Consider the following 21,983-nt stretch of genomic DNA (forward strand, 5'->3'; position numbering starts at 1 on the left):
CCACGTGGAGGAGCCCCACCGTTGGCCGGTAACCCGTTCTTCACCCCTAGCGACCTGCCGTACGAACTGCCGCCCTTCGCCGACGTCCGCGAGGAGCACTACCTGCCCGCGTTCGAGCGCGGCATGGCGGAGCAGCTGGCGGAGGTCGACGCGATCGCAGGCAGCACCGAGGCGCCGACGTTCGACAACACGATCGCCGCGCTCGAGCGGTCGGGACGGATTCTCGACCGCACGGCCACGGTCTTCTTCAGCATCGCCGCCTCCAACACCACCGACGGCATCATGGAGATCGAGAAGGAGATCTCTCCCCAGCTGACCAGGCACGGCGACGCGATCCGGCTCAACCGGGCGCTGTGGGCGCGCATCAAGCAGGTGTCCACGGAGGATCCCGAGGAGGCCTGGCTGCTGGAGAAGTACCGGGAGGACTTCATCAGGGCGGGCGCCGACCTGTCGGAGCCGGACCAGGACCGGCTCCGGCAACTCAACGAGGAGCTGTCGAAGCTCTCGACGGAGTTCGCGCAGACGCTGCTAAAGGCCTCGACGGAGTCGGCGCTGGTGGTGTCGGACCCCAAGGAGCTCGACGGCTTCGACCAGGCCAAGATCGAGTCGCTGCTCAAGGACGGCAAGTACGTCCTGCCGCTGCTCAACTTCACCGTCCAGCCGGGCCTGGCCCAGCTCACCGACCGCGACGTGCGCCGCAGGCTGTACGAGCTGAGCGTCGGGCGGGCGCCGGGCAACTTCGAGCTGGCGGCCAGGATGGCGGCGCTGCGGGCCGAGCGGGCGGAGCTGCTGGGGTTCGCCAACCACGCGGCGTACGTGGTGGCCGACCAGACGGCCAAGACCGTCGAGGCGGTCGAGGAGATGCTCGGCCAGCTCGTCGCCCCCGCCGTGCGCAACGCGCGCAAGGAGGCCGAGGCGCTGTCGGAGCAGGCCGGGTTCGACATCGAGCCGTGGGACTGGTCGTACTACTCCGAGAAGGTGCGCCAGGCCCGCTACGACTTCGACGCCGCCGAGATGCGGCCGTACTTCGAGCTCGACCGCGTCTACCGTGACGGCATCTTCTTCGCGGCCGGGAAGCTGTACGGCCTCACCTTCACCGAGCGGCCCGACCTGGGCGGATACCACCCCGACGTGACGGTGTACGAGGTGTTCGACGAGGACGGGAGCCGGCTGGGGCTGTTCGTGCTCGACCCGTACGCGAGGGAGACCAAGCGCGGCGGCGCGTGGATGAACAACCTGGTCGACCAGTCGTTCCTGTTCGGGCAGCTGCCGGTGGTCATCAACAACCTCAATGTCACCAAGCCGGCCTCGGGGCCGACGCTGCTGACGTACGACGAGGTCAACACGGCCTTCCACGAGTTCGGGCACGCGCTGCACGGGCTGTTCTCCCAGGTGCGCTTCCCGCGTGTGTCGGGCACCCACGTGCCGCGCGACTTCGTCGAGTACCCGTCACAGGTCAACGAGATGTGGGTGACCTGGCCCGAGGTGCTGGCCAACTACGCCAAGCACCACGAGACGGGCGAGCCGATGCCGGCCGAGCTGGTGGAGAAGCTGCAGGCGGCGGAGAAGTTCAACCAGGGCTTCAAGACCGTCGAATATCTCGCCGCGACCCTGCTCGACTGGGCCTGGCACAAGCTGGCGTCCGGGGAGACGGTGGCCGACCCCGAGGCGTTCGAGTCCGCGGCCCTGGAGGCCGCCCAGATCGCCGTGCCACAGGTCGGGCCGCGTTACAGGACCAACTACTTCGCCCACATCTTCTCCGGCGGCTACAGCGCCGGCTACTACTCCTACATCTGGAGCGAGGTGCTCGACGCGGAGAGCGTGGAGTGGTTCAAGGAGAACGGCGGGCTCACCAGGGCCAACGGTGACCACTTCCGCCGCGAGCTGCTCTCCCGCGGCGGCAGCCTCGACCCGCTGACCGCGTTCCGCAACTTCCGCGGGCGCGAGCCCAGCATCCAGCCGCTGCTCGTCCGCCGCGGCCTCGACTGAGCCCGTGCGCCGGCGGCCCGCCCTGCGGGCCGCCGGCCGCCGGATCAGCCCTTCAGGCGGGCCAGCGCGGCGCGCAGGCGCTCCTGCGCCCGGGCGCGGCCGAGCACCTCGATCGACTCGAACAGCGGCAGGCCCACCGTCCGGCCGGTGATCGCCACGCGGATCGGCGCCTGGGCCTTGCCGAGCTTGAGCCCGTACGCGGTCCCGACCTCCTCCAGCGCCTCCTTGAGCGACTCGGGGTCCCAGCTGACCGTCTCCAGCCGCGACAGGTAGTCGGTGAGGATCTCCACCGGCGAGTTCTTCATCGCCTTGTCCCAGGACGCCTGGTCGAAGACCGGCTCGTCGAGGAAGAGGAAGTCGACGTTCTGCCGGATCTCCGACAGCACCGCGATGCGGGTCTGGGCCAGCGCCGCGACCTTGCTGAACAGCTCGCGGTCCCAGGACGGGTCGAGGTAGGGCTCGCAGCGGTGCTCGAACGTCTCCAGCGGCAGCGCCCGGATGTACTCGCCGTTGAACGCGCGCAGCTTCTTCTCGTCGAAGAACGCGCTGGCGGAGTTGACGTCCTCCAGCCGGAACAGCGGCATCATCTCGGACCACGGCATGATCTCGCGGTCCTCGCCCGGCCCCCAGCCCAGCAGCATCAGGTAGTTGACCGTGGACTCCGCGAGGTAGCCCTCCGCGCGGTAGTCCTCCAGGGCCACCTTGTCGCGGCGCTTGGACAGCTTCTTGCGCTGCTCGTTGACGATCACCGGCAGGTGCGCCCAGACCGGCGGCGTGGCGCCCAGCGCCGGCCACAGCAGCATCTGCTTGGCCGCGTTGCCCAGGTGCTCCTCGCCGCGGACGACGTGGGTGATGTTCTGGGTGATGTCGTCGACCGCGTTGGCCAGCACGTAGAGCGGCGAGCCGTCGGTGCGGGCGATGACGAAGTCCTCCTGCGCCTCGTTGGGGAACTCCACGTTGCCCCGGATGAGGTCCTCGACGACCGTGACGCCGTCGTCGGGGGTGCGGAAGCGGACCGCGCCCTCGGTCAGGCCGCGGTCGCGGCAGTGGCCGTCGTAGCCCCGGTGCTCGGAGCCGGTGCGGGCCACCAGCAGCTCACGCGTGCAGTCGCAGTAGTAGGCCCGGCCGTCGGCCAGCAGCTTCGCCACCGCCTCGCGGTGCTGGGCCTCGTACGCCGACTGGAAGTAGGGGCCCTCGAACGCCGGGTTTCCGCCGTTGATGCCGATCCAGTCGAGGGCGGAGATGATGCCCTCCGTCCACTCCGGACGGTTTCGCGACGCGTCGGTGTCCTCGATGCGCAGCACGAAGCGGCCGCCGGACTGCTCGGCCAGCGCCCAGTTGAACAGCGCCGTGCGGGCACCGCCCACATGGAACATGCCGGTTGGGGACGGGGCGAACCGCACCCGTACTTCAGTCACGGGAGACCACCTTGTTCGTGAGTGTGCCGATGCCTTCGATGCCGACGCTGACCTCGTCGCCGATCTCGAGCGGGCCGACACCCGCGGGGGTGCCGGTCAGGATGACGTCGCCGGGGATCAGGGTCATGACCGCGCTGACGTAGGCCACCAGCGCGGGGATGTCGTTGATGAGCTGGCTGGTGCGGCCGCTCTGCCGGATCTCGCCGTTGACCGTGGTCGTCAGCGCCAGGTCGCTCGCGTCGAGGTCGGTCTGGATCCACGGCCCCAGCGGGCAGAACGTGTCGAACCCCTTGGCCCGGGTGAACTGCACGTCCTTCTTCTGGAGATCGCGGGCGGTGACGTCGTTGGCGCAGGTGTAGCCGAAGATCACGTCCTTGACCCGCTCGACCGGCACCTCGCGGCACAGCCTGCCGATCACCACGGCCAGCTCCCCCTCGTAGTCGACGCGGTCGGACAGCGTCGTGGGGTACGCGATGTTCTCGCCGTGGCCGATCACCGACGTGGACGGCTTCATGAAGATCAGCGGTTCCTCGGGCACCTCGTTGCCCAGCTCGGCCGCGTGCTCGGCGTAGTTTCTGCCGATGGCGACCACTTTGCTCGGCAGCATCGGGGCCAGCAGTTTCACCTGGGACAGCGGGTGCCGCTCGCCGGTGAACTGCACCTGGCCGAAGGGGTGACCGGCGACCGCGGAGATGACCTCCTCGCCCGGGCCGCCCTCGACCACGCCGAACGACACGCCTTCGCCTGTGGAGAACCTCGCTATACGCACCTGACAAGGCTATCGCCGCCACCGCCAGGCTCCGCCCAACGCGTACCTCGTGCCGCGCCGGACCAGGAGCAGGACCCTGAGGCCGCCCGCGTTAGCCTGGATCTCTCAGCAGGTGGTGTCGCCGACGAGAGGGGCCCCGTTGTCCGTCGTGAAGATCAACGTCCTGAACGTGCCCGCCGACATGCGCGAGGAGCTCGAACGGCGCTTCGCCAACCGGGCGGGCATGGTGGAGTCGGCCGACGGGTTCGAGTGGTTCGAGCTGCTCAGGCCGGTGGAGGGCACCGAGCGCTACCTCGTCTACACGCGCTGGCGCAGCGAGGAGGACTTCCAGAACTGGCAGCAGGGTGAGGCCTTCCGGCGCGGGCACGCGCAGGCCGCGCAGGCCGCCCAGGAACAGGGGCACGGCCACGGTCACGGCCACGGGCAGGGGCCCGCGGCGACCGGCTCGGAGGTGTGGACCTTCGAGGTCGCCGAGAGCACCGGCCCCAAGTCATAGCCGATCCGGCTTCCAAGACCCTTTTCGGGGTCAGGCGTCCAGCGGGTTGCGCGCGATCCGGTCCACGATGCCGGCGCGCACGAACTGGCCGGCGATGCTGGACGGCTTGCGCGCGCCCTGCTCCGAGATGCACGCCCCGAACTCCTTGGCGATCTCCAGCCTCGGGTAGCGCTCCAGGACCTCGCGCCTGATCGCCTCGGGGATCTCCTCCGTACGGCGGCCCGAGATGTCCATGCCGGTCGAGAGCTCCAGCAGGTGGCCCTCCGGGTCCTCCTCCAGGGGCACCTCGTCCCACATGTGCCGGATGATCACCTCGCGGGCGCGTACCCTCCGCTCGGGTGACCAGCCGGCGCCGGCGCAGAAGACCCAGGCCACGTCGCCGCCGGCCTCCTCGTACGGCACCGAGTGGCTGTCGAACTCGGCCACCAGCCCGAGGTCGTGCAGCATGGCCGACACGTAGAGCAGCTCCGCGTCGAACGCGATGCCGTGCTCACGCGCGTACGCGGCCGCCCACAGGTAGGCCCTGATCGAGTGGTTGAGCAGCGAGGGCGTGTGGTAGCGGGCGGCCACCTCCAGCGCCCCGCGGCAGGCGGGTGTGTCCGGGATCACGAGGTCGTCGAATGTCACCGCACCAGCATGTCGCGCCAGGTACGGCTACGCCATGCGGGACACCGGGGGCGCATCGAGCATCTAACGAATCCGCCACTCAACTTGACCCATTGATCGCGATTCGGAAAGCATGTCCCACCTTCACTTTTTGTCCCGAAAGGAACTGGCGTGCGCCGGCTCGCGATACCTCTTGCCCTTTTACTGGCGCTCGGCGGGTTAGGTAGCCCCGCGCACGCCGACAAGGTGACCCGGACCGCGGAGTGCCAGGGCGATTGGCTGCCCGGCACCCCCACGGCCGACGACGTCATGAAGGGCGAGATCTCGCTGGTCGGGCTGCCCGCGTACAAGCTCGGCAAGAAGATCAACTGGAGCGCGAGCCCGTACGGGAACCGTTCGTGGGAGTTCGTGTTCCAGTCGCTGCGCTGGATGGGCACGCTGGTCGTCGCGTACGAGAACAGCGGTGACCGCAGCTATTTGGATCGCGCCACCGAGATCACCAAGGACTGGGTCGCGAACAACAAGCCCGGGGCGCGCGGCACCAAGCCGTACACGTGGAAGGACCACCCGGTCTCGCTGCGCACGCAGCCGCTGCTCTGCCTGAGCATGCACGTCAAGGAGAGCTGGCTGAAGGACAGCCTCGCCGACCACGCCAAGCTCCTGTCGGACTCGCGGCTCTACAAGAAGGGCCACAACCACGGCATCGACCAGGACATCGCGCTCATGGGCATCGGCTGCAGGTACGGCCGCAAGGACTGGTCGGACCTGGCCTCCCGCCGGCTGACCGGCACGGTGAAGCTCGACGTCGACTCGCAGGGCGCGCTCATGGAGCAGGCTCCGCGCTATGCCGTGTACGTCTACAGCCGGCTGCAGGTCGCGATCACCAACATGAAGGCGTGCGGCAGGAAGGTGCCCGGCGAGATCGCCAGGCGGGCCGAGGCGATGAAGGACTTCATCGCCCACGCCACCATGCCGACCGGCTACATGGTGCCCATCGGCGACGGCACCGCCGAGACCGAGCCGAAGATCGAGACGGGGACGCCGAAGCAGGAGGTCAAGACCTACCGGGCGGGCTACGTCTTCGGCCGCACGGCCTGGAGCAAGCCGGACTCGGCGTACTACTCGATCAGGTTCGGGCCCGGGCTGAAGTTCCACGGCCACGAGGACCACCTGGGCGTCACGTACTACGCCCATGGGCGCAATCTCCTGGTGGACGGCGGTTTCCACTCCTACGAGAAGAGCGCCTACCGCTACTGGACGCTCTCCCCCGAGGCCCACAACGTGCCGACGGTGGTCGGGGCCCGCTTCAAGCCGCGGACGTCCTCGAAGCTCGTGGCGTCGAAGTACGGCAAGGACCGGCAGTCGTTCAAGCTGACCGACAAGGCGTACGGGGTGAGCCGCACCAGGTCGGTCCTGGTGAACCACGGCGAGGACCTGATGGCGGTGCTGGACACGGCCTCGGGCGGCAAGAAGATCAGCAACCTCTGGCGGTTCGACCCGTCGCTCAAGCTGGTGTCCAACAGCGGGGGCAAGGTCGTGCTCGGGGACGGCAAGTTCAAGGTCACCCTGCTGCAGTTCTCGTCGTCGTGCGACCGGGTCGGCGGGCAGAAGGTGGAGCGCGGCGGGAAGGTGGGCTGGGTCTCGCCCACGTACCTGTCGAAGCTGCCGACCAATGTGGTGGTGTCACCGGCGGCGCGGTCGCTGCTGACGTTGATCGTGCCCGGGACGGACTCGCCCAAGGTGTCCTGCTCGGGCGGGAAGGTCACGGTGGACGGCACCTCGTTCTCCGCCAAGGCGTTCTAGCCTCCTGCCGTCAGCCCAGGAAAGAGCCGCCTCCGTCCACCATGATCGAGCAGCCGGTGATGAATGAGGCGTCCGGCCCGGCCAGGAAGACGGCGGCGCGGCCGATGTCGGCCTCCGCGTCACCGGTGCGGCGCAGCGACAGGCCGGACAGCGCCGCGTCCAGCTCGTCCGGCCGCGTGTCGAAGTAGGATTTCGCCCCTTCGCTGAGCGCGAAGGGGCAGATCGCGTTGACCGTGATGTCGTGGGCACCCCACTCGCGGGCCGCGGTCCTGGTGAGGCCGCCGACGGCGGCCTTCGCCGAGACGTACGCGCCGTAACCGACCAGCCCCTGGATCTCGGAGCCGGAGCGCAGGTTGATGACGCGACCGCCGCCCTTGAGGTGGGGGAAGCAGGCCCGCATGAAGTACGTGCTGGCCATGGGGCCGGTGCGGAACGCCAGCTCGAGATCCTCGTCGGTGATCTCCTCCAGCGGCACCCCGACGCGGGCCGCCATCGCGTTGTTGACCAGGATGTCCACGGTGCCGAACCGCTCGACCACCGCGGCCACCGCGGCACCGACGGCAGCGGAGTCGCGGATGTCGCAGGTCAGCGGGATCGCCGCGGCGCCGAGGCGCTCGATCTCGCCGGCCGTCCCGGCCGCCGCCTCGCCGTTGAGGTCGACGACGGCGATCGAGGCGCCTTCCTTGGCCATGGCCGTCGCGATGCCGCGCCCGATCCCCTGCCCGGCGCCTGTCACTACCGCGACCTTGCCCTCCAACGAACCCATGACGGCTCCTTCCCTTCGCACTATCCAACACCTGTCGGCTAAACAACGGGTGCCGTCAAAGTACACTGAGCCCGTGCCCGAAGAGAAGCCCCCGCTGACCGGCCGCGTCCAGGCAGACCCCCGCGCGCGGCGATCCCTGGCCGCGCTGCAGCAGGCGCTGCTGGATCTGGTCCTGGACAAGGAACTGGGGCAGATCACGGTGGCCGACGTCACCAAGCGGGCCGGCCTGAACCGCTCGACCTTCTACGACCACTTCTCCGACGTCCACGCCCTCGCCGAGTCGGCCTGCGCGGCGATGTTCGACGGCCTGGTCGCCGCCGCGCCGAAGCTGGGCCGGTACGTGGTGGCCCGGAGCGAGCCACCCGTCGAGACCACGCGGCTGTTCGCGCACGTCGCCGAGCACGCGCACCTGTACCGGGCGCTGCTGGGCCCCGACGGCAGCGCCCGGCTCCAGGACCACCTGCGGCACCGCATGACCGTCGCCATCCACGTCAGCGGACAGCACACCTCACCGGACGACGGCGGCTCCACCCATGTCGACGATCCTGCGGACATCCCTCATGACGTTCCGGCGGCGTTCGTCGCGGGGGCGCTGCTGTCGGTGGCGGCGGACTGGGTGCGGCGGGGGTGCCCGGGCACCCCCGAGGAGCTCTCCGCGGCGGTCTGGCCCCTGATGGTCGGCGCCTCACCCTGAGCCGGCGGCCGCCGTCAGAACATCCCGTTCGGGATCTCGCCAGGGTCGGGCACCGGCTGCACCACGTCCCAGTGCTCGACGATCTGCCCGTCCACCATCCGCCATATGTCGACGACCGCGATCCCGCGCCCGTCCCCTGGCGGGACCATGTGATAGTGCAGCATCACGTGGTCGTCCTCGGCGATGACCCGCTTGAGGTCGAGCTTCGCCCCGGCGACCGGGGCGCTCGCGATGAACTCGATGAACGCGTCTCTGCCCGAGGGATTTCCCGGGCTGTGCTCGATGAAGTCTTCCCGGAGCAGATCGCGAAGTATCTCCACGTTCCCCGCCGCGAACTCCGAGAAGCCGCGCAGGACGATTTCCTTGTTGCGTTCGGCGATGCCGTTCTTACTCATGCGCCCACCATGCGGCGTCCCGGCCCGGCCCGTCGATTACATCCCATGTAATGGACAACCGGTTACCAGGGGGTCAGGGGAGCTCCTGGTCCGTCATTTCTTGGAGATCATGACCTCGTGGCCGTCCGGGTCGGTGGCCTTGATGTAAGTGCCCCAGGCCTCCTCTACCGGGTCGGTCACGGTGACGCCGAGCTCACGCAACTGACGCACCGTCTCGTCGATGTCATCGCAGGCGAAGGTGAGAAAGGCGCCCTCGCCCGGCTTCTTGTCGAACGCCTCCGCGCTGTGCAAGGTGATCGAGGTCTGTCCGTTCGGCGGCTTGACCTCCACCCAGCGCGCACCTGGCCACATCTCGGCATCGACGGTCTTGGTGAAGCCGAGCTTGTCGACGTAGAAATCCACCGACCGCTGCTGATCGGCTACGTACATGACGGCGACGTTGATGTGGGTGATCATGGATATCCCTTTGTCGGCTCGGCTGCATCGGTTGTCAGCGATGCCCGCACTGCCCTCTCTGCGCAGCGCGACATTGCAGAAGCCTATGCGAGCCGACCTTGCCGAACCCGCCGGCGTCACATCCCATGCGATCGACGGTGGATCGCGGTGAAGGCCAGGAGCAGTTCGGCGGTCCGCGGCGGATCTTCCACGATGGGCGAGTGTCCGGAACCGGGCAGCAGCTCGATCTTCGCGCCCGGAACGACGCCATAGTCGGCCGCGGACGAGGATCGCCACCTCCGGTCCTCCGCACCGAAGATCACCAGCAGCGGCTTGCCGAGGGCCTTCAGCCGATCCGGGAGCGCCCGCTCCTCCAGGTATTCGCGGGGCGCCTGCATGATCGCGACGAACGCATGGAAGCTCATACCGCGCAGCTCGTCCACGAACGCCTGCGGGATCGGGTGGTCCGCCCGCCTGAAACCGGTGCTCGAGAACTGGCGGATCAGCTCGTCGCTCGGCGGCCACTGCGAGGGTCCGATCGCGGCGGACTCCTGCGCGATGAAGGCGTCCATGCTGGGTCCGGTGTTGATGAGCGCGAGCGCGGTCACCAGGTCGGGTCGTTGCTCGGCGAGGGCGGTGGCGACCGCGCCGCCGCTGGAATGGCCGGCGACCACGGCGTGCCCGACGCCGAGCCGGTCCAGCGCCGCGCCGACCCTGCGTGCCTGGTCCGGGACCGCGTAGCTGCCGTCGGCCGGTTGGCCCGACCGGCCGTGCCCGAGCAGGTCGATCCGGATGACGCGATGGGAGCTGGTCAGCAGCGGAACCAGCAGGTCCCACCACATGGCCGAGGATGCCGTCCCGTGGATGAGCAGGAGTGGGGGCGCGTCGCGGGGGCCGTCCTGGCACACGTGGATGTCGCCGTCGTCCAAGGACAGGGTCTCGGTGGCCTCGGTTCCACCGTCAGAAATGGTCATGAGGCCACTGTCGCCGCCGGTACGGGTGGCTGGATTGGACAAATGTTCCCCTCGATCGGCCCGCGTAGCATGAAACGGTGCGGACATTCGTGCACGGCGCGGCTGTGTGGGACGTGGCATGCCCGCGGCGGCCCAGCCGGGTGGCCGGTGTCACCATGGCCGGGTTCCGGGTCCGTGACCTGGACACGCTCCGGATGGTCCCGCATCCGGCCGTGACGCTGCTGGTGGAGTTCGGCGCCGGTTCGGCCGTCATGGACTACGCCGCCGGGCGGCAGCAGCGGGGAAGCATCGTCGCCGGGCCCGGGCTCGGGTCCGGAGGCGCGGTCCGGGCACGGGGTGAGAACGTCGAGTGCGTGCAGGTGCGCCTGTCCCCGGCGATCGCACGAGCGGTTCTGGACGTCTCCCCCGCCGACCTCGACGGCACCGTGGTGGCCCTCGACGACCTGTGGGGCCGGGAGGCGTCCCGCCTCCGCGAACGGCTGAGCGAGGTCTCGTCGTGGCAGGAACGCTTCGCGTTGACGGACGCGCTGCTCGCCCGCCGGCATGAGGCGAGGCCGCCGGTGGACCCGGAGGTGGCCTGGGCCTGGCAGCGGATCGTCGCCGGCCGCGGCCTGGTCCGGGTCGACGGGCTGGCTGCCGAGGTCGGATGGAGCCGCAAGCGCCTGTGGTCCCGATTTCGCTCGCAGATCGGCCTGCCGCCCAAACGCGCGGTGAAGCTGGTCCGCTTCGATCATGCCGCCCACCGCCTGGTCGCGGGTGAGGGCCCGGCCCGAGTCGCGGCCGACGCCGGCTATGCCGACCAGTCCCACCTGCATCGGGACGTCGTGGCGTTCACCGGGGTGACGCCCGCGACCGTGGCCGGCGAGCCGTTTCTGGCGGTCGACGACATCGCGTGGCCCAGCCAGGTGACACCCGCCGCTGCACGTGAGACGGCCACCACTTCGGTCGCCGACCGCACGTGAGACGGTCGCCGGCCAGATGTGAGGCGGCCCACCCCTACCGGGCGATCACGAACTCCCGCGCACCGCGCAGCCTGGTCCGCAGCTGCCGCTGGGTCACGGCGCAGTCCAACCGCACATCGAGCGGCCCAGGCAGGTCGGTGTCGGCACGCCGACCGGACGGCAACCGAGCCGGATCCAGTCCGTCGCGCCGGGCTACGAGGCAGCCCAGCTCATATCGGCTCACCGCATCCGCCCCGGCCACGTGATGGATCCCGGCGCGATCGGAGTTCGCGAGCTCCAGGAGGGCTGCCGCCAGATCACCGACATGCACCGGACAGCGCACGTCGTCGGTGAACAACACCCCGTGCGTGCCGCCTGCGGCCAGCGCGTGCACGAAGTCCTCGTGCGGAGAGCCGCCGTCACCGATGATCAGCGACGTCCGTACGACCACCGCCGCAGGATCGATCGCCTGCACGGCCACCTCCGCGGCCGCCTTCGCCGCTCCGTACGGACTGACCGGGTCGGGCACGCAATCCTCGGCATAGGTGATCGCCCTGCCCGAAAAGACGGCGTCGCTAGACACGTGCACCAAACGTGCGCCGTTCCCGGAGGCCGCGACGGCCACGTGAGCGGCGCCCATGGCCGTCGTCACCCAGTCCGACTGGCGGTAGGCCGCGTTGATGACGACGTCAGGGCCGAACGCGCCGATCAGGTCGACCACGGCCGTACGGTCGCGAACATCGAGCGGCAGCCAGTCGACCCCCGCTGCCGTTCCCGGCCGCGTCAGACAGGTCGCGGCCACGACGTCAGCGGCCGTCGCGGACTGCCGCACGAGTTCGGCGCCGAGAAAGCCGCTGCCGCCCACGATGAGGATTCTCATGAGCTGCGACCGTAGCGGACTGGGCTACGCCACGACGTTACGCCTGTAGTGGCAGGTCCCGGCCGGCTCACCACGGCGGCCCGGTAGAACTGGAGCATGTATCGCGATCGCACGGTCGGCGAACTGCTGCGGGAGTGGCGCAGGCGCCGCCGGCTGAGCCAGCTCGACCTGGCCGTACAGGCGGACGTGTCCAGCCGGCACATCAGCTTCGTCGAGACAGGCCGTACGGTCCCCAGCCGCCGGATGCTCCTGCATCTGGCCCAGCACCTGGACGTCCCCCTGCGCGAACGCAACCGGCTCCTGGTCGCCGCCGGGTACGCCCCCGCCTACGAGCGGCGCCCGCTGGAGGACCCGGAGCTGGCGCAGGCGTACGAGGCCATCCAGGGCGTGCTGCGCGGGCACGAGCCGTTCCCCGCCGTCGCCGTGGACCACCACTGGAACGTGCTGCTCAGCAACCCGGCCATGGAGATCTTCCTGGACGGCGTCGACCCGGAGCTCCTGAAATCGCCCGTCAACATGATGCGGCTGGGCCTGGACCCGCGCGGGTTCGCGCCTCGGCTGCAGAATCTGGGGCAGGTCCGGGCGTACCTGCTGCCCCGGCTCGCCCGCCAGGCCGCCCGCACGGGAGACCCCGAACTGAGTGCGCTGTACGAGGAACTCCGGTCCTACGGCAGCGAGGACGACCCGCCCACCGCCGGGGCCGCCGACATCGCCATGCCCATCCGGCTCCGGCACGACGGGGTCGAATTGAGCTTCTTCAGCACGATCACGACGTTCGGGGCGGCCTTCGACATCACCCTCGAAGAGATCGCCATCGAAACCCTCTTCCCCGCCGACCCCACGACCACCGCCTACCTACGTCGCCTGGCCACCTCATGATCAACAGCTCTCCCCGGGCAAGGAGCCTCAACGGCATCAGTCTCCGGGCGCGCTGGTCCCAAAGGGTTTGCGCGAGGGGCGGCGATCAGATAGACCTTGCTGCCGGACTCCTGTCGGCAGGACCGAGGAGCCACGACATCGAGAGGAGGGATAAGCCCATGATCCCCATGATCACTGCGCTTGTGTCCTCCCGGGGCGCGGACCACGTCTGACCCCGGAGCGGACAGGCGCCTTCACCGGAGAGTGCCTTGACCGTGAAACAGAACGACCTGACCATCCGCCCGATCACCGGGCACGAAGAACTCAACCTCTTCTCCCGACTTCCCTACGTCCTCAACGAGGAACTGGCGGACGACCTCGCCGCCGGCCGCCGCCGACCGCAGTGGATGTGGGTGGCCCTTCGCGGCGACCACCTGGTGGCCAGAGCCGCCTGGTGGGGCCGGAACGGCGACGACACACCGTTCCTCTTGGACATTTTCGACATCGACGACAGCAGCGCGGATCACGAGCGCATAGAGATCGGCGTACGCCTGCTGCAGACCGCCATGGCCGAAGTCGTCCCGGCAGGCACCCGTCCCCCCGGGTACAGCCGCATGATCCCGCCTGACTGGCGCGAGGCCGGAGCGACCAGGCGCGTCGTCGAGGACCGCATGGCCGCCCTGGAACGGACCGGCGCCCGCCTGCTCGTCGAACGGCTACGCCTGGAGTGGCGCCCCGGGACGCCGATCTCCGATCCCGGTGGACGCCTGGCGTTCCGGCCGGTCCGGGACACCGAAGATATCCTCGCCCTGATGACCTTGGTCCTGGATGGCACGCTGGACGCGCACAGCCGCGACGATCTGACCCGGATGTCCCCCCGCGAAGCGGCGGTCAGACACTATGAGGACGAGCTTGCGCATTACCGGAGCCCGCGAGACTGGTGGCGGGTCGCGACGCTGCCGGACGGCGAGCCGGTGGGGTTCGTCACCCCGGCCCGCAACGACTACAACCCCATCATCGGCTACCTCGCCGTGCTGCCCGCGCACCGAGGCAACGGCTACATCGACGACATCCTTGCCGAAGGCACCCGTATCCTCAGCGCGCAGGATGTCCCGCGTATCCGGGCGGCCACGGATCTCGGCAACGTTCCCATGGCGCGCGCCTTCCAACGCGCCGGATACGTCAACTTCGAACGGACGATCAACATGACCTGGGACTGATCCGGGCCTCGGGCGGGAGGCCACAAACGGCCTTCCCGCCCGGGGCTCCAGCAGGCCCACCGCGTAACCAGGCAACGGGCGGGGTCGGCGAGCGGGGGTTTCGGGGGGGTCGAAGGGGGCGGGAGCTCCCTGGGAGGCGCTGCCCGCAGCGCCCTCGCGCGTAGGCGTAGCGCCCCGTTGTGGAGGACCGCCGCTCAGGCGGTCTTGTGGCCGGCGCGGAGGAGGCCGTAGGTGACTGCCTGCTCCAGGGCCTGCCACGACGCGTCGATGATGTTCTCCGCCACCCCGACCGTGGCCCACTCGGTCGTGTCGTCGCTGGAGGTGATGAGGACGCGGGTGATGGCGTCCGTGCCGTGGGTGCCCTCGAGTATGCGGACCTTGTAGTCCACCAGCTCCAGCTTCGCCAGCTCGGGGTACAGCTGCTCCAGCCCCAGCCGCACAGCCTTGTCCAGGGCGTTGACGGGGCCGTTGCCCTCGCCCGTGGCGACGATGCGCTCGCCCTTGGCGTGGAGCTTGACGGTGGCCTCGCTGACCAGTTCGCCGCCCTTCGTACGCTCCACGATCACGCGCCACGACTCGACCTCGAAGTGGCGCTTGCGCTTCCCCTCCACGGTGTCGCGCAGCAGCAGCTCGAACGACGCGTCCGCGGCCTCGAAGGTGAATCCGCGCGACTCCAGGTCCTTGACGCGTTCGACCAGGGTCTTGGTGTGTTCCGGGGTGAGGTCGTAGCCGAGTTCGCGGCCCTTGAGCTCGACCGAGGCGCGGCCGGCCATGTCGGAGACGAGCATGCGCATGTCGTTGCCGACGGCGGCGGGGTCGATGTGCTGGTAGAGGTTGGGGTCGACCTTGATGGCGCTGGCGTGCAGTCCGGCCTTGTGGGCGAAGGCGGAGGTGCCGACGTACGGGGCGTGGGAGTTGGGGGTGACGTTGGTGACCTCGGTGATCGCGTGGGCGATGCGGGTCATTTCGGCGAGGGCGGTCGTGGGGACGAGGTCGAAGCCGCGCTTGAGCTGGAGGTTCGCCACGACCGTGAAGAGGTTGGCGTTGCCGGAGCGCTCGCCGTAGCCGTTCGCGCAGCCCTGTACGTGCGTGGCCCCGGCCTTGACGGCGGCCAGGGTGTTGGCGACGGCGCAGCCGGTGTCGTCGTGGCAGTGGATGCCGACGCGGGCGCTGGTCAGGACGGCCTCGTGGACGATCTCGGCCAGCTCGTCGGGGAGCATGCCGCCGTTCGTGTCGCACAGGGCGATGACGTCGGCCCCGGCTTCGGCGGCGGTCCTGAGGACTTCGAGCGCGTAGGCTGGGTTGGACTTGTAACCGTCGAAGAAGTGCTCGGCGTCGAGGAAGACTCGCTGTCCCTCCGCACGAAGGTGAGAGACCGTGTCGCGGATCATCGCGAGGTTCTCCTGGAGAGTCGTGCGGAGGGCCAGCTCCACGTGCCGGTCGTGGCTCTTGGCGACAAGGGTCACGACCGGCGCGCCGGATTCGCGCAATGCGGCCACCAACGGGTCGTCGGCTGCCTTCACACCGGCTCGGCGGGTCGCACCGAACGCGGCGAGCTGCGCGTGCTTCAGGTCCAGCTCTGTTTGAGCACGCCTGAAGAACTCTGTGTCCTTGGGGTTGGCGCCCGGCCAGCCCCCTTCGATGAAACCGACGCCCAGGCTGTCCAGGTGGCGCGCGACGGCGAGCTTGTCGGCGACGGTGAGGCTGAGCCCCTCCTGCTGGGCGCCGTCACGCAGCGTCGTGTCGTATACGTGGAAGCGGTCGTCGGCCATGAGTCTCTCTTCTCTGGAAGCCTCTGGAAAGCAAAAAGACCCCTCACGGACGTGAGAGGTCTGCGCGCTGGCGGTGTCCCTTGTCAGCCAGCGCGCCTGCTGATAATGAGCAGACCGTAGAACATGGTGCCGCCCAGTCTGCCATACGCATTCAGCATCTGGCACATCGATCTCAGCTTCTGGGACAAGCCTTTACACGGTGACACCGTCACCACCTGTGATGACGCGCTCGAGCGCGGCCGGGTCGAACGCCTCGTTGCCCAGCAGCTTCCCGTCGAGCAGCACCGTGGGCGTGCCCTGGAGGCGGACCTTCGCGGTCTCCGCCAGGTGGGCCTGCGCGTACGACTGCGACCTGACGCACTCGTCCACCGACGCCCCCGCCTGCCTGGCGGCCTTGACCAGGTCCTCGACGGCGAATCCGGACGCCTCGCCGTGCGGCGCGGGCTGCATGGCGTACAGCTCGTCCCTGAAGCTGAGCCAGTTCTCCTCGGGGACGCAGCGGGCGGCAGCGGCGGCGCGGATGGAGTTGGAGCGCATGGGCTCCTCCTGGAAGATCGTCACCGGGTGGAAGACGACCTTGACCTTGCCCTCCATGGCGAGTTTCCTGATGGCGCCGTCTACCTTGGCGTGCATGTCCTTGCAGACCGGGCAGTCGAAGTCCTCGTACACGTCCAGCACGGGGGCGTCCCCGCCCCGGTCGGCCAGGACCATCGATCCGTCCATCTGCCGGGTCAGCCGCACCCCGTCGGACGATCGGCCCGGCCCCGAGAACGACACCACCCCGAGTATGGCGATGGCCACGCACGCGAGCGCCACCGCCAGCAACCGCTTCATCATCAGCCCACTCTCACCTCATTGATCGCGCAGACCTTACCCGATGCCGGGAGAATGGATATATGAAGGCATACCTCCTAGATCCCGCCGTAGCACAGTACGTCCTCGCGCACACGACCCCGCCCGACGCCCTGCTGGACGAGCTGGCGAAGGAGACGCTCGGCGCCACCGGGGACGCCGCCGGCATGCAGATCTCGCCCGACCAGGGCACCTTCCTGACCATGATCACCCAGCTCGTGGCGCCCCAGGTCGTCGTCGAGGTGGGGACGTTCACCGGCTACTCGTCCGTGTGCATCGCCAGGGGCCTGTCCGGCGGGCGGCTGCACTGCTTCGACGTGAGCGACGAGTGGACCTCCGTCGCCCGCCGCTACTGGCGCGAGGCCGGGGTGGAGGACCGCGTGACGCTCACGCTCGGGCCTGCGCTGGAGACGCTCGCCGCCTTCGACCAGACCGTCGACCTGGCCTTCCTCGATGCCGACAAGGGCAACTACCCCGGCTACTACGAGCTGCTCATGGAGCGCCTGCGGCCCGGCGGCCTGATCGTGGCGGACAACACGCTGCGCCGGGGCCACGTGGCGGACCCGGCGCACGAGGAGCAGACCACCGTGGAGATCCGGCAGTTCAACGACCTGGTGATGGAGGATCCGCGGGTGACGGTCCTCATGCTGCCGGTCGCGGACGGGATGACCCTGATCAGGAAGAACTAGGCGCGGCGGCCGGGCCCTCGCGGACCCGGCCGTCCCCACTAGACGATCTTGTGGATCCAGTTGTGGGCGTCGGGGCGGGCGCCGTACTGGATGCCCACCAGCTCCTCGCGCACCCGCATCGTCACCGGGCCGGGGTTGCCGTCGGCGACGCTCCAGGAGCGGTCGGCGCCCTTCACCGTGCCCACCGGCGTGACCACGGCCGCCGTGCCGCACGCGAACACCTCGGTGAGCTCCCCGGACTCGCATCCGGCCTGCCACTCGTCGATCGAGATGAGGCGCTCCTCGGTCTCCAGGCCCAGGTCGCCGGCCAGCTCCAGGATCGACTCCCTGGTGATGCCGGGCAGCAGGGTGCCGGTCAGCGCGGGGGTGACGAGCTTGTCGCCGAAGACGAAGAACAGGTTCATCCCGCCCATCTCCTCGACGTACCTGTGCTCGTGGGCGTCCAGCCACACCACCTGGTCGCAGCCGTTCTCCACGGCCTGCCGCTGCGCGACGAACGCGGCCGCGTAGTTGCCGCCGCACTTCGCGAAGCCCGTGCCGCCGGGGGCGGCCCGCGTGTACTCGGTGGACAGCCAGACGGAGACGGGCTTGAGCCCACCCGTGAAGTACGAGGCCGCCGGGGAGGCGATGACCATGTACTTGTACGACTTCGACGGGTAGTTGACACCGAGCCCCGCCTGGGTGGCGATCATGAAGGGCCGCAGGTAGAGGCTGTGACCCTCGGTCGTGGGCACCCATTCCCTGTCGGTCTGGACGAGGAGCTCGAGCGACTCCACGAAAGCCTCCTCCGGCAGCTCCGGCATGGCCATCCGGAGCGCGGAGCGGTTGAAGCGGGCGGCGTTCGCGTACGGGCGGAACGCGACGATCGAGCCGTTGGCCTGGCGGTAGGCCTTGAGCCCCTCGAACAGCTCCTGCGCGTAGTGGAAGACCGAGGTGGCCGGGTCGAGCGAGAGCGGGCCGTACGGAAGGAGCTTGGCGTCGTGCCAGCCCTGCCCCTCGGTGTAGTCGATCGAGACCATGTGATCCGTGAAGGTCTGCCCGAAGCCGGGGTTCGCCAGTACCTGCTCCCGCTCGGCCGCGGTGCGAGCGTGGTCGGATAGCTGCACGTCGAAGCTGAGCTTCTGAGCGATGGTCATGACGTCGGTCCTTCTCTCTGCGAATCTGCCCAAATCTACAAGAAATCTGCGGATCGGTGCTGGTGAGCGGGCGCTGCCCGGAAGACAGTCCCGGTACTTCCTATTGTCTCGCTATATGGGATGGCAAGCGGCCAATGGGGCGATCAGCCCTTTTGGACGCAAAAAAGCGCCTGGCGGCCCTCGTCGGACCACCAGGCGCGTTGGGGGCTAGGCGGTCCTAGCCGGATACTCGCGCGGTGATGTCGTCACCGATCTCGTGGGTGGTGCGACCCGCCCAGCCGGCCAGCCGCTCGAGGATGTCATCGGCGACCGCCTGCTCGACCTTGGCCGCCTCGGTGTGCAGGCCCAGGTGGTCGAGGAGCATGGCGACGGACAGGATGGTCGCGGTCGGGTCGGCCTTGCCCTGGCCGGCGATGTCGGGGGCGCTGCCGTGCACCGGCTCGAACATGCTCGGCGCGGACCGCTCGGGGTTGATGTTGCCGCTGGCGGCCAGGCCGATGCCGCCCGCGATGGCGGCGCCCAGGTCGGTGATGATGTCGCCGAACAGGTTGTCGGTGACGACCACGTCGAACCGCTCCGGCTGGCTCACGAAGAACATCGAGGCCGCGTCGATGTGGCAGTAGTCGGTCGTGACGTCGGGGTATTCCGCCGCCAGGCGGTTGACCGTGCGCTGCCACAGGTCACCGGCGAAGGTGAGGACGTTGGTCTTGTGGACGAGCGTCAGCTTCTTGCGCGGCCGCGTGACGGCCTTCTCGAACGCGTAGCGCACCACGCGCTCGACACCGTAGGCGGTGTTGAGCGACTCCTGGGTGGCGATCTCGTGCGGGGTGCCGCGCCGCATGGCGCCACCGGTGCCCGCGTAGAGGCCCTCGGTGCCCTCGCGGACGACGATCATGTCGATGTTCTCCGGCGGCGTGTCGGCCAGCGGGGTCTCCACGCCGGGGAACAGCTTGACCGGGCGCAGGTTGACGTAGTGGTCGAACTCGAAGCGGAGCCGCAGCAGCAGATCGCGCTCGAGGATGCCCGGCGGCACGCTGGGGTCGCCCACGGCGCCGAGCAGGATCGCGTCGTAGCCGCGCAGCTCTTCGAGCACGGCGTCGGGCAGCGTCTCGCCGGTACGGTGATAGCGTGCGGCTCCCAGGTCGTAGTGAGTGGGCTCGATCTTCGTGCCCACTGCCTCCAGGACCTTGAGCCCTTCGGCCACGACCTCGGTGCCGATCCCATCGCCGGGGATGACGGCCAGACGGATGTTACGCGACTCCATGGGCGGTACCTTACCGCGTCGTCTCGGCTGACGAACACTTCATCTCATCTTTCGGACGACCCCTTTGTCCGGTATTGCGGTTCTTTGACCGTTTCGTTAAAGTCACCGACCAGCCTAATCCGCGCGCCGTTGCGTGGAGCCGGGGACCCACATTCCCCCTGGGGCGAGTCGGCACCCCCATGCCGTAGGGCTACTTCCAGGCCCGAGCCCGTCAGCTAACCCGGCCGGCCTTATGGAAGGACAGACCCCTGTCTCGAATCGCCATTGTCCTGGCGGCGGGCGCCGCCGGGCTCATGCTGGCCTCCCCAGCCCATGCCTCGGCCAAGATCGACGACCTCACCACCCTGACCGGCGGCCAGATCAAGGAAATCCAGGAGGAACAGGCTCCGACGCCCGCCTGGAAGGTCGCCATCAAGTTCGCCATGAGCAAGCGCGGCACCCCGTACGTGTGGGGCGGCGCCAGCCCGAGCGGATACGACTGCTCCGGGCTCATGCTCAGGGCGTACGAGCACGCCGGAATCGAACTCCCCCGCACCGCCGCCGAACAGTACGGCGCGTTCACCCAGAAGATCGACTGGAAGGACCTCAAACCCGGCGATCTGGTCTTCTTCCACGGCCTCGGGCATGTCGGGATGATCTCCCGGCCCGGCTACATGGTCCACTCGCCGCACACGGGTGACGTGGTCAAGGAAGAGCGCCTGACCTCCTGGCGCAGAGAGTCCTTCGTGGGTGGCGTCCGCCCCGACCGCAAGGGCGTACGGCTCTGGTCCAAGCTCCAGAAGCAGCGCGACGAAACGCCCACCACCCTCACGGCCACCCTGTAGGAGGCCGCGGCGTCCGCCTCCCCACGCGACGGTCAGGGGAGGCGGGCGTCGAAGATGAGCTCCCAGGCGCGGGTCCTGGCGCGGGCCACCGCGCCCAGCAGGACGCCGCTGTCCCCCAGCGTGCTGGCCACCACCGACGGCCGCAGCGGGCCGAGCTCGGCGATGCGGGCTTCGATGGACTCCCCCAGGAGGTCCAGGTTGCGGCCCACGCCGCCGCTGAGCACGATCACCTCCGGATCCAGCACGGCGGCCACCGCCACCAGCAGGCCGCCGATGCGGCGCCCCTCGGCCTCCACCACCGAGCGGGCCACTCTGTCACCGGAGGCCGCCGCGGCGAAGACCTTCTTGGCCGTCCGCAGGCTCAGGCCGGCGGCGCGGGCCGCGCGGACCACTCCGGGCGCGGCGGCGACCGCCTCCGTGGCGCCGTGGGCCAGGGCGTCACCGGCCGGCGGCGCCGGGTCCTCGGTCGCGGGCAGGTACGAGACCTCCCCCGCCGCTCCCCGGGCGCCCACGTACAGCTCACCGTTGATCACGATGCCCATCCCGACGCCGGTGCCGACGGACACCAGCGCGAAGTTGGACTTGCCGCGCCCCGCCCCGTGCGTGTGCTCGCCGACGGCGGCCAGGTTGATGTCGTTCTCGATGACGAGGTCGACCTCCATCTCGGCGCGCAGGCGCTCGGCCAGGTCGGAGCCGGGCAGGTTGGGGGCGAACTCCAGGCGGCCGAGCTCCGGGTTGTACACGCCGGGCGTGCCGACGACGGCGCAGGCGATGTCGGGCCAGTCGACGACGGCCTCATAGGCGGCGGCCCGGCACAGCTGTCCGACCAGGAGTGCCAGTTCGGCGGAGGTGAGGGCGGTGTTGCGCCCGTCCCTCCGGCCGGCGAATTTCCCGCGCAGATCGGCGACGGCGACCCTGATCCAGTCACGCCCGATGTCGACGCCGGCGACGTGGGTGGCGGCGGCGTTGACGTCGTACAGGGACGTGACCGGCCCCGGGCGGCCGGAGACCTCGCCGACGAGGTGAACGAGCCCGTCCACCTCCAGCCCGGCCAGGGCCGCGGACACCGTGGGCTTTGACAGGCCGGTGATCTTGGCGAGGTCGGTGCGCGAGGCGGGGCCGTGCTCCTGAAGATGGTCGAGCAGGCGGCGCTCGTTCAGCACTCGCAGCATCCGCGGATTACCCAGGTCGCCCCGCATCTC

22 protein-coding genes and 1 riboswitch are annotated in these 21,983 nt (G+C 69.4%); of the genes, 9 read left to right on the plus strand and 13 right to left on the minus strand.

Annotated elements, in window-relative coordinates; translation table 11 throughout:
• The first annotated feature begins 21 nt into the window (after nucleotides 1-21).
• On the plus strand, nucleotides 22-1,989 hold the full coding sequence (locus ACIHFD_RS50795; RefSeq protein WP_397373036.1) for a M3 family metallopeptidase: 1,968 nt from the start codon (nucleotides 22-24) through the stop codon (nucleotides 1,987-1,989).
• Nucleotides 1,990-2,033: 44 nt separating this feature from the next.
• Here the strand turns inward: ACIHFD_RS50795 and gltX are convergent, their stop codons facing one another.
• Nucleotides 2,034-3,365, minus strand: coding sequence for a glutamate--tRNA ligase (gltX, locus tag ACIHFD_RS50800; protein ID WP_397373079.1), 1,332 nt, complete (start codon nucleotides 3,363-3,365; stop codon nucleotides 2,034-2,036).
• A 34-nt stretch (nucleotides 3,366-3,399) separates the two neighbouring features.
• Complete coding sequence (locus tag ACIHFD_RS50805; RefSeq protein WP_185068095.1) at nucleotides 3,400-4,176, minus strand: fumarylacetoacetate hydrolase family protein; 777 nt, start codon at nucleotides 4,174-4,176, stop codon at nucleotides 3,400-3,402.
• 139 nt (nucleotides 4,177-4,315) lie between these two features.
• Here ACIHFD_RS50805 and ACIHFD_RS50810 point away from each other — a divergent pair, with 139 nt between their 5' ends.
• Entirely contained in the window at nucleotides 4,316-4,672 is a 357-nt protein-coding gene (locus tag ACIHFD_RS50810) for an antibiotic biosynthesis monooxygenase (RefSeq protein WP_355208858.1), read from the plus strand.
• A gap of 30 nt (nucleotides 4,673-4,702) precedes the next feature.
• Here ACIHFD_RS50810 and ACIHFD_RS50815 read toward each other — a convergent pair whose 3' ends face one another.
• Nucleotides 4,703-5,299, minus strand: coding sequence for an HD domain-containing protein (locus tag ACIHFD_RS50815; RefSeq protein ID WP_397373037.1), 597 nt, complete (start codon nucleotides 5,297-5,299; stop codon nucleotides 4,703-4,705).
• Between the two features lie 150 nt (nucleotides 5,300-5,449).
• Here ACIHFD_RS50815 and ACIHFD_RS50820 point away from each other — a divergent pair, with 150 nt between their 5' ends.
• Entirely contained in the window at nucleotides 5,450-7,081 is a 1,632-nt protein-coding gene (locus ACIHFD_RS50820; RefSeq protein WP_397373038.1) for a heparinase II/III family protein, read from the plus strand.
• 10 nt (nucleotides 7,082-7,091) lie between these two features.
• On the opposite strand, the gene ACIHFD_RS50825 is transcribed toward ACIHFD_RS50820, so the two are convergent.
• Nucleotides 7,092-7,847, minus strand: a complete 756-nt coding sequence (locus ACIHFD_RS50825; RefSeq protein WP_397373039.1) for an SDR family NAD(P)-dependent oxidoreductase — start codon at nucleotides 7,845-7,847, stop codon at nucleotides 7,092-7,094.
• A 73-nt stretch (nucleotides 7,848-7,920) separates the two neighbouring features.
• On the opposite strand from ACIHFD_RS50825, the gene ACIHFD_RS50830 reads away from it, so the two are divergent.
• Nucleotides 7,921-8,541 (plus strand): TetR/AcrR family transcriptional regulator, encoded by a 621-nt coding sequence (locus tag ACIHFD_RS50830; protein ID WP_397373040.1) that lies wholly within the window; start codon nucleotides 7,921-7,923, stop codon nucleotides 8,539-8,541.
• Nucleotides 8,542-8,555: 14 nt separating this feature from the next.
• Here the strand turns inward: ACIHFD_RS50830 and ACIHFD_RS50835 are convergent, their stop codons facing one another.
• The 3 genes from ACIHFD_RS50835 to ACIHFD_RS50845 form a co-directional block, all read right to left on the minus strand.
• Nucleotides 8,556-8,936 carry a nuclear transport factor 2 family protein gene (locus tag ACIHFD_RS50835; RefSeq protein ID WP_397373041.1) on the minus strand — a complete coding sequence of 127 codons (381 nt, stop codon included), beginning with the start codon at nucleotides 8,934-8,936 and terminating at the stop codon, nucleotides 8,556-8,558.
• Nucleotides 8,937-9,029: 93 nt separating this feature from the next.
• A complete protein-coding gene (locus ACIHFD_RS50840; protein ID WP_397373043.1) occupies nucleotides 9,030-9,392 on the minus strand; it encodes a VOC family protein in 363 nt (120 codons plus the stop codon).
• A gap of 116 nt (nucleotides 9,393-9,508) precedes the next feature.
• A complete protein-coding gene (locus ACIHFD_RS50845) occupies nucleotides 9,509-10,345 on the minus strand; it encodes an alpha/beta fold hydrolase (protein WP_397373044.1) in 837 nt (278 codons plus the stop codon).
• A 77-nt stretch (nucleotides 10,346-10,422) separates the two neighbouring features.
• On the opposite strand from ACIHFD_RS50845, the gene ACIHFD_RS50850 reads away from it, so the two are divergent.
• The gene (locus ACIHFD_RS50850) at nucleotides 10,423-11,307 is read left to right on the plus strand and encodes a helix-turn-helix domain-containing protein (protein WP_397373045.1); all 885 of its coding nucleotides are present in this window, start codon (nucleotides 10,423-10,425) and stop codon (nucleotides 11,305-11,307) included.
• A 34-nt stretch (nucleotides 11,308-11,341) separates the two neighbouring features.
• Here ACIHFD_RS50850 and ACIHFD_RS50855 read toward each other — a convergent pair whose 3' ends face one another.
• Nucleotides 11,342-12,166 (minus strand): SDR family oxidoreductase, encoded by an 825-nt coding sequence (locus ACIHFD_RS50855; RefSeq protein ID WP_397373046.1) that lies wholly within the window; start codon nucleotides 12,164-12,166, stop codon nucleotides 11,342-11,344.
• Between the two features lie 96 nt (nucleotides 12,167-12,262).
• Between ACIHFD_RS50855 and ACIHFD_RS50860 the strand changes: the two genes are divergently transcribed.
• The gene (locus ACIHFD_RS50860; protein ID WP_397373047.1) at nucleotides 12,263-13,045 is read left to right on the plus strand and encodes a helix-turn-helix domain-containing protein; all 783 of its coding nucleotides are present in this window, start codon (nucleotides 12,263-12,265) and stop codon (nucleotides 13,043-13,045) included.
• A gap of 248 nt (nucleotides 13,046-13,293) precedes the next feature.
• Nucleotides 13,294-14,244, plus strand: a complete 951-nt coding sequence (locus tag ACIHFD_RS50865) for a GNAT family N-acetyltransferase (RefSeq protein WP_397373048.1) — start codon at nucleotides 13,294-13,296, stop codon at nucleotides 14,242-14,244.
• 194 nt (nucleotides 14,245-14,438) lie between these two features.
• Here the strand turns inward: ACIHFD_RS50865 and cimA are convergent, their stop codons facing one another.
• Both cimA and ACIHFD_RS50875 read right to left on the minus strand, forming a co-directional pair.
• Nucleotides 14,439-16,016, minus strand: a complete 1,578-nt coding sequence (gene cimA, locus ACIHFD_RS50870; protein WP_397373049.1) for a citramalate synthase — start codon at nucleotides 16,014-16,016, stop codon at nucleotides 14,439-14,441.
• Between the two features lie 192 nt (nucleotides 16,017-16,208).
• Nucleotides 16,209-16,853, minus strand: coding sequence for a DsbA family protein (locus ACIHFD_RS50875; protein WP_397373050.1), 645 nt, complete (start codon nucleotides 16,851-16,853; stop codon nucleotides 16,209-16,211).
• A gap of 59 nt (nucleotides 16,854-16,912) precedes the next feature.
• On the opposite strand from ACIHFD_RS50875, the gene ACIHFD_RS50880 reads away from it, so the two are divergent.
• A complete protein-coding gene (locus tag ACIHFD_RS50880) occupies nucleotides 16,913-17,557 on the plus strand; it encodes an O-methyltransferase (RefSeq protein WP_397373051.1) in 645 nt (214 codons plus the stop codon).
• A 38-nt stretch (nucleotides 17,558-17,595) separates the two neighbouring features.
• On the opposite strand, the gene ACIHFD_RS50885 is transcribed toward ACIHFD_RS50880, so the two are convergent.
• Nucleotides 17,596-18,693 (minus strand): branched-chain amino acid aminotransferase, encoded by a 1,098-nt coding sequence (locus ACIHFD_RS50885; RefSeq protein WP_397373052.1) that lies wholly within the window; start codon nucleotides 18,691-18,693, stop codon nucleotides 17,596-17,598.
• 217 nt (nucleotides 18,694-18,910) lie between these two features.
• On the minus strand, nucleotides 18,911-19,957 hold the full coding sequence (locus ACIHFD_RS50890; protein WP_397373053.1) for a 3-isopropylmalate dehydrogenase: 1,047 nt from the start codon (nucleotides 19,955-19,957) through the stop codon (nucleotides 18,911-18,913).
• Nucleotides 19,958-20,058: 101 nt separating this feature from the next.
• Nucleotides 20,059-20,202: riboswitch (cyclic di-AMP (ydaO/yuaA leader) on the plus strand.
• Nucleotides 20,203-20,250: 48 nt separating this feature from the next.
• Here ACIHFD_RS50890 and ACIHFD_RS50895 point away from each other — a divergent pair.
• A complete protein-coding gene (locus ACIHFD_RS50895; protein ID WP_397373054.1) occupies nucleotides 20,251-20,781 on the plus strand; it encodes a C40 family peptidase in 531 nt (176 codons plus the stop codon).
• A gap of 32 nt (nucleotides 20,782-20,813) precedes the next feature.
• On the opposite strand, the gene ACIHFD_RS50900 is transcribed toward ACIHFD_RS50895, so the two are convergent.
• Nucleotides 20,814-21,980, minus strand: a complete 1,167-nt coding sequence (locus ACIHFD_RS50900) for an ROK family protein (RefSeq protein ID WP_397373055.1) — start codon at nucleotides 21,978-21,980, stop codon at nucleotides 20,814-20,816.
• Nucleotides 21,981-21,983 lie beyond the last annotated feature (3 nt).

The organism is Nonomuraea sp. NPDC051941, assembly GCF_044593615.1.